8 protein-coding genes are annotated in these 17425 nt (G+C 33.4%); 4 read left to right on the forward strand and 4 right to left on the reverse strand.

The window, feature by feature from the left end:
• The 4 genes from MHH51_RS19915 to MHH51_RS19930 all read right to left on the reverse strand — a co-directional run bounded on the left by MHH51_RS19915 (window position 1) and on the right by MHH51_RS19930 (window position 11658).
• The gene (locus MHH51_RS19915) at window positions 1-3255 is read right to left on the reverse strand and encodes a GW dipeptide domain-containing protein (protein WP_339283217.1); all 3255 of its coding nucleotides are present in this window, start codon (window positions 3253-3255) and stop codon (window positions 1-3) included.
• Between the two features lie 339 nt (window positions 3256-3594).
• The gene (locus tag MHH51_RS19920; RefSeq protein ID WP_339283218.1) at window positions 3595-5511 is read right to left on the reverse strand and encodes a glycosyltransferase; all 1917 of its coding nucleotides are present in this window, start codon (window positions 5509-5511) and stop codon (window positions 3595-3597) included.
• A gap of 249 nt (window positions 5512-5760) precedes the next feature.
• Window positions 5761-8685 carry a CDP-glycerol glycerophosphotransferase family protein gene (locus MHH51_RS19925; protein WP_339283220.1) on the reverse strand — a complete coding sequence of 975 codons (2925 nt, stop codon included), beginning with the start codon at window positions 8683-8685 and terminating at the stop codon, window positions 5761-5763.
• Window positions 8686-8886: 201 nt separating this feature from the next.
• Window positions 8887-11658: a CDP-glycerol glycerophosphotransferase family protein gene (locus MHH51_RS19930; protein WP_339283222.1), complete on the reverse strand. Its 2772-nt coding sequence runs from the start codon at window positions 11656-11658 to the stop codon at window positions 8887-8889.
• Between the two features lie 517 nt (window positions 11659-12175).
• On the opposite strand from MHH51_RS19930, the gene tagD reads away from it, so the two are divergent.
• From tagD to MHH51_RS19950, 4 genes are all read left to right on the forward strand, one after another.
• Window positions 12176-12574: a glycerol-3-phosphate cytidylyltransferase gene (gene tagD / locus MHH51_RS19935; protein WP_339283224.1), complete on the forward strand. Its 399-nt coding sequence runs from the start codon at window positions 12176-12178 to the stop codon at window positions 12572-12574.
• Entirely contained in the window at window positions 12567-13751 is a 1185-nt protein-coding gene (locus tag MHH51_RS19940) for a CDP-glycerol glycerophosphotransferase family protein (protein WP_339286331.1), read from the forward strand. Before tagD ends, MHH51_RS19940 begins: the two co-directional genes overlap by 8 nt.
• Before the next feature lie 269 nt (window positions 13752-14020).
• Window positions 14021-15538, forward strand: a complete 1518-nt coding sequence (locus tag MHH51_RS19945) for a polysaccharide biosynthesis protein (RefSeq protein WP_339283225.1) — start codon at window positions 14021-14023, stop codon at window positions 15536-15538.
• Window positions 15539-15558: 20 nt separating this feature from the next.
• Window positions 15559-17412, forward strand: a complete 1854-nt coding sequence (locus MHH51_RS19950; protein ID WP_339283227.1) for a DUF5693 family protein — start codon at window positions 15559-15561, stop codon at window positions 17410-17412.
• Window positions 17413-17425: the final 13 nt, after the last annotated feature.

Raw genomic sequence — 17425 nt, forward strand, 5'->3', positions numbered from 1 at the left:
TTACTTATATTTTGGCACTTTAAATCTAAGTACAGGGTTATCTAACTTCTCATACATATTTTTAATGGTTGACACTTGCTTAACAGCCCACCCAATATCTGTAGCGTACTGTGGGTAACCTGGACTAGCTGGGTTCCAACGCATTTTATACAGTGTATCTTGGTTATACTGATTATGGATATAACTATCTCCAATAAATTTCGCCCCACCAGTAATTGCTTTTTCTGGCGTATTCCAACCTTCACGATATGCACGTACTGCCCCTGCTCGATGAGCATCACCGTCAATAGCTCCGATTCCAAACATATTATACACCGTTTGAATATTCTTTAAGCTGCTTCGATTGCTAGACGTTACAAGAACCGGATTACCAGAGCTGTTCGTTCCTACTTCGACACCTCGGGCTAATGCCGAACTCCCATTTCCTGTTTCTAGCAAAGCATGTGAAATCAAGTAGGCTTCATTGACTTGATGCTGTTTTGCCCCATCGATAAAGGCCTGGCCTTTACCAGATAAGATTCCTCTCCCTATTAATAAGTTATTCAATGAACTTGCATCGACTCCTACACTATCAGATAGAGAAAGATGCTGAAAGATATCATTATTAGACGGGTCTAAATACTGTAAAACGTCTTGTCTTGTTGGATTTCTCCAAACCTGATAATTAATTTGATAGAAACTGTTCTGACTGCTTAAGATAGACACAACACTACCTTTATTAAGCACCCCATAAATATGACTGCTTGTATTTGCTGCTGCTCTAACATTTACGTTTGCAGTTGTTCTATTACTTGCATTGACATAATCTTGGTGTATAAAGGCAGGGCTGTTTCGATATTTATCTGTTTGCTGCATTTGCCCCATTTGCGTGTTTAAAGCGCTATTTAACGTTACATTAAAGTTTTCATAAACCATTCGGTTATCTGTTAAATAAGCTTCGTGGATAAATACTTGCTTGCCATTTAACATGCCTCTATACCATGTATTGTTTCCCACACGTTCTGTTTTGTTAATTTGAAATGGTTGATCTTTGTAATTAGAGAGATTATATACTTGATCGTTTCCACCTCCCCAGGCTTTTGAGAAAGCCTGACCATTTCCGTTGATGAAAAACGTCTTTAATCTAGTGTCAACACCTTTATGATCACGTGTATTCATTTGCGAATCTTTCACCCAGCCGATTGTTCCTTTTGTACTGCTTGCTTGTGTACTTATTAAATAATACTGCTGTCCATTAATTGTAGCTTGCGTTTTTATATAATATACAGTATTTAAATATTTTTTGTTATCTATCTTTGAATTGGGATCGCCTAATTGTTTGTAAATTTCTGTATTATTTCTAAGATGACCTAACTTACTAATACTTGTTTGTTTGACTTCACTAACAAATGACTCATGAATAAACACTTGCTTGCCATTTAAGTGACCGCGATACCATACATTATTTCCTACACGCTCTGTTTTATTAACGACGAATGCTTGGTCCTTGTAATTAGAGAGGTTATATACTTGGTCCTTTCCACCTCCCCAGGCTTTGCTAAAGGCTTGACCTTTACCATCTACCGTAAATACTTTTGTTTGTGTATTAACTCCCTTATGATCGCGTATATTCATCTGAGTACTTTTCACCCAGCCAATTGTTCCTTCTGTACTGCTTGCTTGTGTACTTATTAAATAATATTCTTCGTTACCTATAGTTGCTTGTTTTTTTATGTAGTACACTGCATTCAAGTAGCTAGAATTATTAATTTTTGTTCTTGAATCACCTAATTGCGTAAAAATCTCGGCCTCTCTTTTAAGGTGACCTAGTTTACTAGTATTTATTTCTTCCACTTCATCTACAAAAGCTTCATGGACGAAGATTTGCTTCCCGTTCAAGTAACCGCGATACCATGTATTATTTCCCACACGCTCTGTTTTGTTAACGACAAAAGCTTGTTTTTTGTAAGTAGACAAATTAAATACTTGGTCTTTACTTCCTCCCCAGGCTTTGCTAAACGCTTGCCCTTTACCGTTAATTGTAAACACTTTTGCTTGTGTATTAACACCTTTGTGATCCCTTTGGTTTATTTGAGAGCTTTTTACCCAACCGATTGTGCCCTGAGAATCACTTGGTTGAGTACTGATTAAATAATACTGTTCTCCACCAGCTGTTGCTTGTTTCTTGATATAATACACTCCATTTAAATAGCTGGAATTATTGATTTTTGTACTCGAATCACCCAGCTCTTTATAAATTTCTGCATTATTTTTAAGATGCCCTAACTTACTCGTTCCTGATTCTGTGGCTTCCTCAACATATGCTTCGTGGATAAATACCTGTCTGCCATTCAAATGGCCGCGGTACCATGTGTTATTTCCTACACGCTCCGTTTTATTAATTATGAATGCTTCACCTTTGTATGAAGATAAATTGTAAACAAGATCTTTATTTCCTCCCCAAGCCTTGGTAAACGCTTGCCCGTTTCCTTTAATAAAACGTATTTTCTTTTGAGTATCCACACCTTTATGTTCACGTGTATTTATTTGCGAACTTTTAACCCAGCCTATTGTTCCGTTAGAATTACTTGGTTGAGTACTAATAAGATAGTATTGTTGACCATCTAAAGTTGCTTGTTGCTTTATATAATATACTCCATTTAAATAGCTGGAATTATTGATTTCCGAATTTACATCTCCTAGTTTCTTGAAAATTTCCGCATTATTTTTAAGGTGACCTAGTCTGCTTGTACTACTCTCTTTTAGACTGAACGTAGTAATTTCCATTGAATCTTCTTCTGGTTCTTCTGGTTCTTCAGCTTCTTTATCTTCTTTATCTTCTTTATCTTCTTTATCTTCTTTATCTTCTTTATCTTCTTCATTATTCTCTAAAGACTCTTCCGGTTCTTCTATAACTTTATCTTCTTCAGACTCAATTGACTTATCCTCGTTTTCTTCAGATTCAGTAGAGTTCTCACTGTCACTCTCATCGTTCTCCCTATTCTCATCAGTTGTTTCACTGGACTCTTCATCCGTAATCTCATTGTCTTCTATTTCCTCATCTTCTTCTATTCCTACATCATCATTGTTATCTTCATTAATTGTATCTTCTGAGGAGGGCTGTTCTTCATTATCATCTTGCTCTTCTACACCCCTTTTATCTGACTCATCTTCATTTAAATTATCCTCGACATCATTCGTCGCTAAAACAATATTCAATGGGGATAGTAAGTTAAACGTGAGTATAAAAATAAAAATAATTGATATTTTTTTCATATTAAATTCCTCTCACAACCATTATCTTAACACCTTATAGCTAGCTTTTATTTTAATTCTAAAGTTGTAAACTTCCTTTAAAAACCCTTTAATCTAAAAAGAGTTTGTAGCGTGGGTTCCACGAAAAGTGAAAACATTCTTAGTTATGCTGCATTATTGTAGAGTTTAATTGAAGTTTAAATATTTCACATATAAATTCTAACAATCTAGTAATAAATATATATTCTAATTCTCTAGTCAAATCACCACCTTTTATTACTAGCTATGAAGATAATTTAAACTACACTTATAATATCTTCATAGCTTTTTTCTAATCATCCGTTTATATAGATGTAATACTTAAGCATTTAATAATAAGTCATAAAATTTATCATCTATTAAAATATTTACGTAGTAAAATTCTTTTTCATTAGAAACCCCGAGTCCAAGAACTATTTTATTTTTCTTTAATTCATTAAAAACACTTTGGTTGACTTCAAACACACCTTCTAACCATTCTTTATTATCTATAGTTTTAATTTTTTCTAATTCTATAAACCTGTTCTCTATTTCATCCAAATTGTAGTAATTCTTAATGTACAGATAGTACTTTTCATTTTTTATTCCTGATGATAGTGTGTTTTCAATATCAAACTTTAATGCAATATTAGGCTCATTCTTCTCCACGGATATTTTTTGTAATTCTGACAACAGAACCTTCTGTCTTAAAACATCATTGTTATCTTTTTGTTTTTCAACGTCTTCTATTAGCTCTAACCACTTTTGCTTTAATATTTCCGGTTTATACTCTTCTATTTTCTGTTTTGCATTTTTTGATAACTTCTTAAGCAACTTTCTATCTTTTTGAACTTCTATTATTGAGTTTGCCAATTCTTTTACATTGCCATTTTCAACAATCATCCCATTTTCTCCATGATCTATCAACTCTCTTGGACCATAATTGTAATCATAAGCGATAACTGGAGTCTGGTTGCTTAAACTCTCCAATATAGTCATTCCAAATCCTTCATTAATTGAGGTGATAATAGATAATCCACCAGAATAGAAAGTCTCGTTGGGGTTATTTGTGTATCCTTTAAGTTCAATAACTTTATCTAATTTATTATCATCTATAAATTTTTGGTATAGTTCTTTTTCTTCTCCATCACCCCATATTTCCAATTTTACTGTTGGCAATTCCGCATTTACTAATTTAAATGCTTCTAAAATATCCATAATTCTTTTTAAAGGAATAAATCTGGATATCACCACCACTTTATTATAATCTTTCTTTTTAAAAAGACTAACTTTCTTTTTTGTTGCATAATGTGGAATTCTATACAGATTTTTATGAATACCAAATTGATTTACAACGTGTTTTAATTGTTCCTTGGTCAATAATACAACAGCCGAAAATTTGGATATATCGTTTAATAACATTTTTCCATTATAATTTCTTAATTTAGATCCAAATGTATATGGTTCTTTTAAATGTGTGCTATGCACAGCTGCAACAGATTTAATATTTCCTTTTTCATACTTATTATCAATAAGAGTATTATCTAATTTTCTATGCTCTGAAAAGAAAATACTATTTTCAAAAGTTTGATTAAGAGAAGCTACCCAGAATTGATTCATCTCTGTTTCATTTTTGAATTTGTATTTAATCTTTTGTTCTCTATCAAAAACCAAACAACGAATAGTTTCACCAGTCGATTTATTATAATCTATGCTTAAATACAAACAAGAGTCCCTTGTATAAAAATCTTGACGGAGAAGATTTTTGGTTCTCATATCGAAATAAGATACTTTGATAATATTTCCTAGGTTATCATAAATTTCTCTTTTTTCTTTTCTATTTTGAGAATCAAAGAAGTCTTGGTAAACAACAGTGTCATCTTCATCTAATTGAATATAAGAAATTTGTTTGCCGTTATCCAACACTCTATACGCGTTCTTTTTTTTATCATACTGATATGATAATTTCAGGGATTTCTCAAAAGTTTTTTTTCCATGATGACTATTCAAATAGACATCTTCTCCTGCAAAAAATTCATAAATATTTATAAATTCAATGGTATCTGGGATATTTCTTTTTTCTTTCACAAACTCAACTATTTTTCCATAGTCTACCTTGAAATTATTGGTAAGAATAAAAGATTTTTTTGCATGGTCAGCTAACAATTTTGCTCTATTAATCGTTGCTTGGGTTCTTCCGCCTGAATTTTCGCTAAATGAATCCAACATGTAAAAAAAATGTCTATTTTTTCTTTTCATAAGAGCCTCCTATGGCTGGCATTTTGAAATATTTAATTTGGCTGTTCTCTGTCCAGTGTTAGCTACTAACCTAAAAGATAGAATTTATTGCCAGTTTGAAGCGCATCCTCTGCAGACATAATAGATGAGCCAATGCGCAAATATTATGGGACATGACTCTTGCCTCTAATGCTCTCATGTCCCTCGCTTCTTATAAAACTATCTAAACTATTTTTAACTTCCCAGATTAAGGAGCAAAGAGATTTAAATTTATTTCAAAATGCTATTCTTGATGTCTAATATTTTCCTTCTTACGCTATAAGGTATAAGATGACTTAATTTAAACTTTGGTATTTTTAGCGAATCACTAATTAACCAATCTTTATTTTCTTCAATAGCTTCATAAATTCGTTCAGAATTGTGGTTGTCCATAAAAGTAAAGTATTCGTTTCTCATTTCTGCATATTCGTTCTTTTCTTCAAATCCATTTTGAATATAATTTTCAATGATACTGATTAAATCTGGAGTCTTGTATGCAACATCTCCAAATAAATCTGTATCAAAATCCATATAAGCCCCTTCATACTCTAAATATTTTTCTTTATCAAAGTGAAAGAATACACATGGCTTTTTCAAATAAAACATTTCCCAAATAACACTGGAATAGTCTGAAATCATCAGGGAGCTTTTCATAATCATTTCATCCATCGGAACTTCTAAAAATCCAAATTTTTCTATGTTCGAGGATTTACTGTCAAATAAATCAATATACTCTCGGAACTTAGGATGTAAAAAGAACTTGATTTTTACATTATGCTCTTCCAGTAATGCATGAAGCTTCTCTGAAGAAAGAAATTCATTATATTTTTTAAAGTATTCACTTTCCTTAAACTTATCCTTTTCCATACCATCCATCCAGGTTCTCCATGTCGGCATTAAGAAAATTTGTTTATATGGGATTTCCTCTGTTCTATCAACTAAACCATCCCATCTTGCCAAACCTGTAGCAGCCACTTCCGATTCGTCATAACCCCAGTCATTGACTATCATTTGCTTTTCAAATTCTGATGGCGCGATAACTAAATCAAAAACGTCCCTATTCTTATGAAAGTCGGGGACCCTTTTTAAACCGTTCACTCCATGCTGGAGGTAAACAAGTTTTTTGTTTGTTAATGTTTTAGCAAGCTTACTCTTCTTCAGTTTTAGATTATAGCTATTTCGCTTTGTATCTGACGAAATTAACAATTTAGATGCAAACATATAAACAAAATATTTAAATGACATAAAGTAAATGACTTTATCCTTTTTATCAGCAAGATTTTTCATTTCTGGAGAGTTTTTTTGGATAATATAATAAAATTCATCATGTTTTTGATTTTTATACACATAATCAAAGAAATAATATCCACTATCATGAGCGGAAATAGCAAGCTTTTCAAAAGCTAACCAAATATTTTTCTTTGCATAATGTTTATAAAAAAGCTGCACATACAAATAAGCTAAGTTTTCCTTTAATAAGTAATATCTATTCTCAAAAAACTCTTTTTCACGGTAAGTAAATGAAAGATCATTAGATATTGTTATATATGGGTATATAATGTCTTTATCATCAATACTATACTGATATTTAGAAATCGTTTGATTAATGTCCCATGCAATTTTTTTTGCTACAGAAGTTATTTTTACATAATATTTTTTTTCATTACTTATTATACCAATATATAAATCCCAATAAAGTGGATACAAATTGGATTCTTTCAAATTGATTGTACTGTTTACAACAGTTTTTCCATTAAACGTATCTGCTTCTGTAATAGAGAAGCTTCTCTGATCTAGAGTATCTTTATTCCTTTGAATGAGATGCAGTGAATTTAGCTGCAGATCTTTAATAAAGGGAGACATTACACTTATTTGCAAATCTACCATATCTTTCTTCATCTTAAATCCAATAACTTGCGCTTTCAATTTAAATTCTTCTTTTATTAAATTGGAAAGATTATTCCTTACCATAGCGAGTTCATTGTTTACTGTAATGTAAATTCTTGTTCTTTGTTTATATGTGGAATCATTTTCGAAATTTTGTTTAAAAGGCTCAAAAAATCTTTCGGGCTTTTCTAAAATAGATTCCTCAAACATTCCAAGCTGATAACTGATTGTGCTTTTGGGATTGTTTATTAAATAGAAGTCCCACCTTGCACCATTTTTAGTCGCTAATGTATCTAACAAATAATAAAAGTTAAAGTAGAAACAATCGGACTTTCTCTCACCATGAATATAGTGTATTTTTCCACTATTCCTTTGTTTTATTAATAAGAATGGTGTTTCACTAATATTATCCGTGTCATAACCGTTATTTAAGGAAAAACGTAACGCTGTACCTGAAATTCGTATATCCTTAACAGATAAAGGGAGAGCATTTTTAAAATGGCTTTTATCAAAGTTATATCTCGTCAAATCAACATAAGCTGGCACATAAGATTGCTCTTGTAAAATTTCATCTTTTAAATTCTTGGTATAGAAACCTTCTTCTGCATGCAATAATAAGTAGGCAGATTTAATATTGCCTGAAATTTTATTGCTTACAGTTATTGTTTCTGCTTTATCATCCCATTGCAGCTCTTCAAATATATTATCTGTTAATAAAAAAGCTTTATGAATATCAGATACAGAACTAGTGTTAAATATTAGTTCATTATCTTCAGCACCTTGGTATTTTACTTTGTCACTCAAATCGCCTAAGTACTTTGTTCGTTGCTTTATTAACGATACATACTTCTCTTTATTGTGGGTACTTTCTGATATACGAAAAGCATGTTCATTTTTTAGAATAATTACCGTGACGTCAAATAGCCCGGTTAAATACTCACTGGAAAGAATAATTTCATCTTTTTCAAAATGTAAGGGGACAATATGGTTAATTGAAGAATCCCTTTGGGTAGCAATTGCCAACAAATTAGAGCTATCCTTTACTGCTTCCCTCTTCAATCTGTCCCCATCAGATGCAAAAAGGTTTTCTATTTGTAAAATAGGTGCATTTTTTACTTGAGCAAATAAGGAATTTAAATGCAGGAATTTCATTTTTATTTTTTTATTTTCAACCTTTAAAATACCTTGAACTTCACCAAAGAAAGGAATGACTCCTTCCATTGATAAGTGTAAATCAATATTTTGATTTTCTTTATCAATAAACTCCAAGTCATAAAAGACATCTGTCGGGAAAACTTCGTTAAGTACAATCAAAATTTCTGCATTAGCTTCATCCAATGCATGTTTAACGAATTGGATGCTTTTATCACCAATTTGTATAAATTCAATTTGTTCAGCCATTTGCCGCGGCATCACAAATTTATTATCCCCATTTTGAAATTCTATCTTAATATAATTCATTTTTTCACCCTACTTTAAGTGTTTAATAACGTCAAATATTCTTTGTGAATTATTGTGATCCACATATTTAAAGTATTCTCCATGTAACTTTTCATAATGTGGTTTTAATTGGAATTCATTTTCTGCATATTCTTGTACTAATTGAACAAGTTCCTCCTTATTCAACGCACGTTCTCCAAACAATTCTGTTTCCATGTCAATATAGCTTCCTTCGTACTCTTCATATTTTTCATAGTCAAACTGATAGAACAGTACAGGTTTTTTCATGTAGAACATATCCCATGTAACAGAAGAATAATCACTAATCATCAGAGAGGCTTCCATAATTTCTTCGTTCACTTTGATATTTTGAAATTCTTTTAAGGAAATATGAGCACTATCTAATTGAAATTCAGAGATATATTGCTTGAATTTAGGATGTAAAAAGAAGACCAATTCTAAATTATATTTTTCTAAAACTATTTCTAATTCCTTGGAATTCAGGAAATTAACATAGTTATCATAGTAATCTGTCCGCTTGAAATCTTCTTTCGGCATATCTTCCATCCAGGTTCTCCATGTAGGCATAACAAAGATTTTTCTTCGCTCTGTCTTCTGTGATTTATCAAACAACTTATCCCACCTGGAAAATCCAGTTACAGCAATTTCATTTAACTCGTATTTCCAATTTTGATGAATTATTTCTTCCTCTAAATCCGAAGTTGCAATAACTAAGCTGAAGTTTCCTCTACCCTTTGCTTTTTTGAAAACACTTGATTGCTTCAGCGCTGTTACGCCATGCTGTAAGAAAATACTTTTTTTACTATCAATTTTTTTCGGAACAATCCCTGAACGGACGCGTAAATTATATACATGACGTTTATTCTCTGAAGACACTAATAAGTCGCTTGCATATAAAAGTAATAAATATTTAAATGACATAAACGGAACTACTTTGTTACTTTCTTTACGGACTTCTTCATAGTCAGATGAATGTTTATCTAAAATAAAATAGAAATTATCATGCAGTTTATTCTTATCTACATATTGGAAAAATGCATAGCCATTATCCTGAGCTGTGGATGAGAATTTCTCGAATCCAATCCAGATTTCTTTATTTCTATAATAAAATGGCTTCATTAATAAATATGTCAAATAAGCCAATTTTTCTTTTAGTTTTGTTCCTTTGCTTTCATAATATTCCTTTTCCCGCATCATAAATGCAATATCTTTTTTTAGAGTTACATATGGATAAAGAATTTTATCTTCTGTGTAAATTGCATTTGTGAAATAGTCTTTATTTATTTGCTTCTTCAATTTATTTGTAGCACCGGTCACCTTAATACGTTCTTCATTACCGTCTTCATCTACCGCTGTAACAAAAACATCCCAATATAATGGAAAAAAGTCTTTACCCCAGTTCATTTGAAATGATCCTCGAACTGAATGATTTTGATTTTGTAATAACTCTATTTCAGTATCTTCTGTTGCAATAAGCTTAATTGTATCTTGCGAACGAAGCTTCAAAAGAATATTCTTAATGTCTACTCTTTCATCTTTTTTCACTTGAACTGTCATAGTAAAGCCAGTATTATCTTTTTTGGAAATATCCTTCATTTTTGTCTTGATTTTATATTTTTCTTTAAATACAACAGACCCTGAAGACTTTAAAATGGCAATATAATTATTCATTGTCGTATAAACCATCATCGTGTAATCTTCAATAGAATAATTTAGATAAATTAGTTTTTCATTATCTTCTCTTACAACTTGCAGCCTTCCAGCTATTGATTTTTCATCATTAACAAAAAGGCCCTCCAAATCCCATCGATTATTATTAACTTCTTCCAGTGCTTCAGGAGTTAACGGAATAACAATCTTACCATTTGTTTGTTTTATAGAAGGGATTCTTACACGCTCTTTATTTTTTCTAGAAACAAACATAATTTCTTTGAGTTTACTAGATGCAAGTTGTTCATCAACAATGCGTAATTCTATACTTTTTTCGGCCAAATCATGTACTACTACCTGTTCAACCAAGATATCTTCTCTTTCATTCACTGGAATTTCTTTAAAGAAGTCTTCAATTTGATAAGAATTAATCGTTAATTTCTTTTCTTTAAAATAAACCCCAACATGGTTACCTGAATTTTCTCCAATATAACCAATAAAAAATGATTTATTAAGATAGTTTGGATCGCCTTCAACAATGGTATCCATTAAATAGTATTGATTAAATTTGTAAAGAATTTTCAATTTCCAAAATCCTTGTGTAAAGGGTTCAGATAGATTAACCAAAAAAGTATCGTTGACAAGCGAAAAACGAAGTACCTTGAATTCTTCTGTTTCTTCATTCACAGCTAAAAAACCAAGAATATTTGATTTAGATACTGTCTCATCAGGTGTATTTAATAAAATATTACCGTCTTGAAACATCACCTTTTGTATTGGCATATCACCCTCTAATACACGTTCAACATCAAGTGAAGATATATTTTCTATTTTCCCTCTAAAAGCTATAGAGTTCAAATCCCCTTCTATGATTAAACGATTTGCTCCTGCAAAAATAGCATCCGGGCTGCCTGCTTTTTTATCATTTATATACAATAAATAGACGCCCTCTTCCTTTAATTGTTGAGCTGGATTCTTTATTGTAATTTCATCTGAGTCAAATGTGAATTCTATATCGACTTTATTATTCTCTTCATCTAAAAGGTAAATATCCCAAACTGACAAATCCCTTGATTTCTCAAATACAATATACTCTTCTTGTATTGAGATTAGTTTAATTTGTTCCTTCACTTTTCGTACCTCCAACATCGTTATACATCTTCTACAAAAAAATTCATTATTAGTACTTCATTTACATACTCACTCTGTTGCAATCCAAACACTAATATTATTTAAATGTCAATTATATTATTTTACACTCTATATTATATAATTGTAATAGAAAAACGTCGTAATTTGATAATTGTTACCCAATTGTTAATTATTCAATCCAACCCAGTAGGATAAACAGGCCTAAAGACTTATTTTTGTTAAGTATAAAAAGGAAAATTTCGATATTATAGTCCATTTAATATTATTTCTCAGTAAAAGAAAATTTATTTAGCATACAACCGTTTATAACTCTGTTTAATTATTTCACTTGCTATTAGAAATAAATACCACTTCTCTTTTTCATTCATTTTTGTTACTATATTACTAGATAATTAATCACATTTAACCTATTTATTAATTATCTTTTAACACCTTAAATTCTTATTACTTGTGTTATAATAGATTCCAAATAATTAATTGGAGGTTATGTACTATTATGAAGAAAGTAATTACGTACGGAACGTTTGATTTACTTCATACAGGGCATATCAATATACTACGACGCGCAAAGGAATTTGGAGATTATTTGATTGTGGCAATTTCAGCTGATGAATTTAATGCAATTAAAGGAAAGAAAGCTTATTATTCGTTTGAACAGCGGAAAGCGATTTTAGAAGCAATTCGCTATGTAGACGAAGTAATAGCTGAAGAAACATGGGAGCAAAAAATTGAGGATGTGCAAAAGCATGATGTCGATGTTTTTGTCATGGGTGATGACTGGGAAGGTAAATTTGACTTCTTAAAAGGTTATTGTGAAGTCGTCTATTTGCCTCGCACAGTCGGTATTTCAACAACGAAGATAAAAAAGGATTTAAAATTAAGTGAAAATGGCTAGAGAATTTGCGATTACAGCATATTTATTTGCTTTTCGCATCCTCTTCGAAATAGGTAAATGGTTTCCCCAAAAGAACAAAACGGTCGCCGTCGCTTCTTTTGGGGATAATATTTCCTTCACTATCGCTTCATTGCGAAATTTGTCGAACGAAGAGATTTATATTTTAAAAGATTCTTCCTGTCGATATGATTTTGACGATTTGGAGGCAAAGGTTATCCCATTTACCATGAAGCATCCCATCCATTTCTTGAAATCAATCTATCATTTAGCAACAGCGAAAACAATTCTGCTAGATACGTATCAGGGTTTCTTAGCATCTGCTAAATTCCGGGGCGGAACAACTTGTATTCAGCTATGGCATGCAGCCGGTGCCTTAAAACGATTTGGTTTAGAAGACCCAACTAACGAATTACGCAGTAACCATGCAATGAAACGATTTAAGCAAGTGTATTCTCGTTTTGATTACTCTGTAGTTGGTTCGGAAAAAATGGCAGATAGTTTTAAACAGAGTTTTGGTCTGTCTGATCAACAAATTATTCGTACTGGCATTCCACGCTCTGATTTACTATTTAATCAAAAACGTCGTGAGCAAGTGTATAACGATATAAAGAAACATTTTCCTAGTATCCGAGAGCGGAAAATTATTCTCTACACACCGACGTTTCGCAACAATTCCTTAGAAAGCTATGATTTAGAGCTTGATTTGCATCGTATGTATCAAGAGCTTTCTGATGATTACGTGCTATTTATCAAGTTGCATCCAGCTGTTTCTGCGTCCTTTAACTATGAACTGTATGAAGACTTTGTGTATAACGTATCCGATTATAAAGATACCAATGAATTGCTGCTTATCACTGATTTATTGATTAGTGACTATTCTTCTATTCCATTTGAATATGCGATTTTAGAGAGACCAATGATTTTCTTTGCATATGATTTAGAAGAATATAAAATCGAGAGCGGCTTAATTCATGATTATGAACAAGAAGTTCCTGGTCCGGTTGTCGGTTCGACCTATGAGATTATTCGAGTAATTCAGGAAGACGCCTTTGATTATGAAAAAATCCGTCGTTTTAATCAGACTTATAATGAATATTCACAAGGTCATTCCAGCAATGATTTAGCAATGTATATTACTGGGACGGAAGAAAAAGAAGCTGGAAAAATTTCTGTTTAAGCATATGCGCACTTTTTGCGTATATGTTTTTTTGTTTTTCAAAAATGGTATTCCCCTTCATCTTCTATTTGCTTGGACGTTCCCTCTCTTTACTCTCCCATCACTTTTGCTATTATTGCATTTTCGCGAAAGACTTATACATACTCTAACTTTTTCAATATCCCTCTTCTAAAATCCACTTTTCTGGATAGACTAACATCAAAGCATATTTATATAAGCATGATTAAAGAAATTCCCTTCCCCCAATCGCTTAAAAAGGAGCTTTGCCGATGCATCCACTATTCAAAGGAGCTTTATTTCTTACGGTTGCCTCTGCACTGTCAAAATTGATTGGCAGCCTGTTCCGTATTCCAATGCAAAATATTGCGGGGGATGAATTACTTGGTATCTTCAGTATCGTTTATCCAATCTATATGCTGACGTTAACACTGTCTGTCGCAGGAATTCCAATTGCTGTTTCTAAATTGATTTCTGAAAAGCGGATGTATGGTGACAATGCATCTATTACTTCTTTATTTCATTCTGCCCGTCTGCTGGCTGTTCTATTTGGTATCAGCTGCTTTCTGACTATCTGGCTGTTTGCTTCTCCTTTATCTTCTCTTTTGGGCGGTGAACAGACTCGTTTTGCATTAGTAATGGTCTCGGCTACTTTGATTATTGCACCTTATATGGCTGTATACCGCGGATATTTTCAAGGGTTTGAAATGATGCATCAAACAGCTATCTCACAAATTATCGAGCAAATATTCCGTGTAGGAATCATGCTTTTGGTTGTCTATATTCTTGTAGGGCTTGATTTCAGCTATCCGGAGATTGCCGGCTGGATGATGCTTGGTTCTTTTCTGGGAGCAGGTATTTCCCTGATTTACTTATTATTTGCTTATCGAAAGCAGCCCCCGTCTGCTTCGGCTCATAGAACGGCAAACTGGGCACAATTAAAAGCAGATAGTACTTCTCTTTTAAGTCTGGCTATTCCAATTGCATTTGGTTCGCTTAGTTTCTCTCTGATACCTGTGGTTGATTCCTTAACCATCCCATATGGGTTACAGCACTTTGGTATCGCTGCAGAAAATGTACCGTATGCATTTGGAGTGTACAGCCGCGGTATTGTCTTTGTCCAGGTTATTACGATGATTGCAGCTTCGCTTGTTACACCGCTTATTCCCCACCTTTCCCGTATGCGGGCAGCTGGAGATTTATTTCCGGTGCAACAAACCGTTTCTAAAATCATGTTTATTGTGCAATTAACCACCTGGCCCGTGGTTATTATTTCCGCTTTGCTTATTACGCCGCTGAATATTACATTATTCACCAATACAAGTGGCAATTCCATTATTGTTGTCCTTATTATCAGTGGCGGATTTTTAGCGCTGGCAATGCTTAGTACAGCTGTTTTGCAGGCGCTTGGTTATGAAAAACAGGCAGCCGGGTTCGTTTGTATAGCCATCGTCAGTAAGGTGATTGGTAACCTGATATTTCTGCCTATATATGGTTTAATGGCTGCTGCCAGTATGACGTTATTTAGCTATGGTATATTAGTCATTTTCAATTTCTTTTTATTGAAGCGTCATCTGAATGTGCCTTTATTTCCAGTTTCTTTACGCATTGTATTGGTTGTTTCTCTCTGTTTAGGCCTTATCCTTCGCTTTCCAGTGTCCATGTGGGAAGTTGGTGTAAATAGCCGGATAGAAGCGTTTCTCTATTCCCTGGCTGTCGGGATATTTTTAATTATTATCATTATTGCTTTTTTGTTTTTCTGGCGAAAGTCCGGCAAACAAAGCAAGTAGCAAGAAGGAGTTTATATTTCATGAAAAAGCCATTTTATATTTTTAGTCTGGTTGTGCTTTTACTTATTATCAGTTTGCCGGGGATTTTCAATCGGGCTGAAGTGGAGTCTGCCAACCGCATTTATGAGATTATGGTGCCATTTGAAAATTTACGAGCAATTGCTGAAGCAGAAAATCGCTCAGATTATGAAGTACTTCAAGAATTCAAAGCAGCCGGGCTTGAAAAAGTACAACTGGATTATTTAACCCTGGCACGGATGGAAGAGAATCAGCTTTTAAGTATTTATTCCAATGCGGAGCTTACAGAGGCGTTACGCTTTTCTCCAGAATATAAGGATAGCTATGTAGAAAAAGGAATCTATGTGACAATCCCCCGCCAGTCCTCCTATGAAAGTCTTTTGGCGCAGCATTTTTATTTGGATTATCGCATTATTGGCGGAGAAAGATTTTATTATTTCACCGATCCAGGCGTTCTGGAAGAAAACATCGGCTATGATACCTATTATATTCAAATGCTGCATAAGGCAGCTATGGACTATGTATTTAACGTGCCTAATCAAAATAGTTCTGAATCAAGTACACTTTTACATAACTATAAGCACCCTTCCCTTCAAGGTGTTTTATTCTCATCAGGGGAAGTTACCGGCTTTCCTTTCGAGGAAAATATTCAAGTTATTCGTGATGCTCTGCAAAAGAATGACCTTCCTTTTTATCAGCAGGAATTTTCTGCTCTCGCTGGATTGCCCAGCTTAGCAAAAGAAACAAACTATCAATTTATTCGGCAGCATATGATTGCGCTTGGTGAAAAATCGTTGGAAGAAAGTGTGCAGCAGGCTGTCCGTGCAATCAAGGAAAGAAATATCCGTTCGATTCTTGTTACTGTTAATCCTGAAAAAGCAACGGACGGGATTACTTTTATAGAGACACTTCAACAGCAAATGCCTGCTCATTTTATCCATGGGGATGCCCGGCCTTTTCAGACGATTGCTGCGGCAAATTGGATCCAGCCCTTGCTTCTTTTGGCAGGTGTTCTTTTTGGTTATGGATTGTTGAGCTTACTTCCTTTTAAAATGATTCGAATAGCAATGGTTTCTCTGCTGTTTCTCGCAGGTGCTGCCTGGCTGATAACGGATTATCTAATCCTTTTAAAGCTGTTTGCGTGGCTGATTGCTGTATTAACTGCTGTCTGTGCTGTTCTAATCAGTGCAAATTCTAGAGCAAACCTGTGGAAGTCTGCTGAAAAAGGAGCAACGGTTTGGCTTTCTTTTTTGCAGGCGTTAGGAATAACGGTGATTGGCATCCTGCTGATTATCGGGCTATTAAATGGCAATGAATTTATATCGGGAGTAGAGCTTTTCCGTGGAATCAAGCTATTGCATATCGTCCCGCCATTCTTGGTACTTCTTGCTTTATTTGGTTATTACCTGACAAAACAAAATCGGCATTCCTTACTAAATATTTTTAATAAGGAAGTTCGTGTCTGGCATGTTATTATATCCGGCGGTCTCCTGCTGATCTTTGCTTATTATATTATCCGGACAGGAAATAGCAGTCTGGTAAGTCCTTTGGAAATTACCATTCGTCATATCTTAGAAGAAATATTATATGTTCGTCCACGTACGAAAGAGTTTCTGATCGGTTACCCGTCAATGATAGTCGGTCTCTACTTTTTGCCGAGGAAGCCAATTATCGGGAAATTTCTGTTAATCTTTGGTTCTATTGGGTTCTTATCGATGATTAATACGTTTACCCATTTCCACTCCCCGCTCTTTGTCTCTCTATTAAGATCTGTTTATGGCATCGGATTTGGAGTTATTCTGGGATATCTGCTCCTGTTTCTTGTAGTATGGGGACGCAAATACTGGGCAAAATAAGTAAATAAAAGGT

This window comes from Oceanobacillus sp. FSL K6-3682 (genome assembly GCF_037976165.1).
Lineage (GTDB): Bacteria > Bacillota > Bacilli > Bacillales > Amphibacillaceae > Oceanobacillus > Oceanobacillus sojae.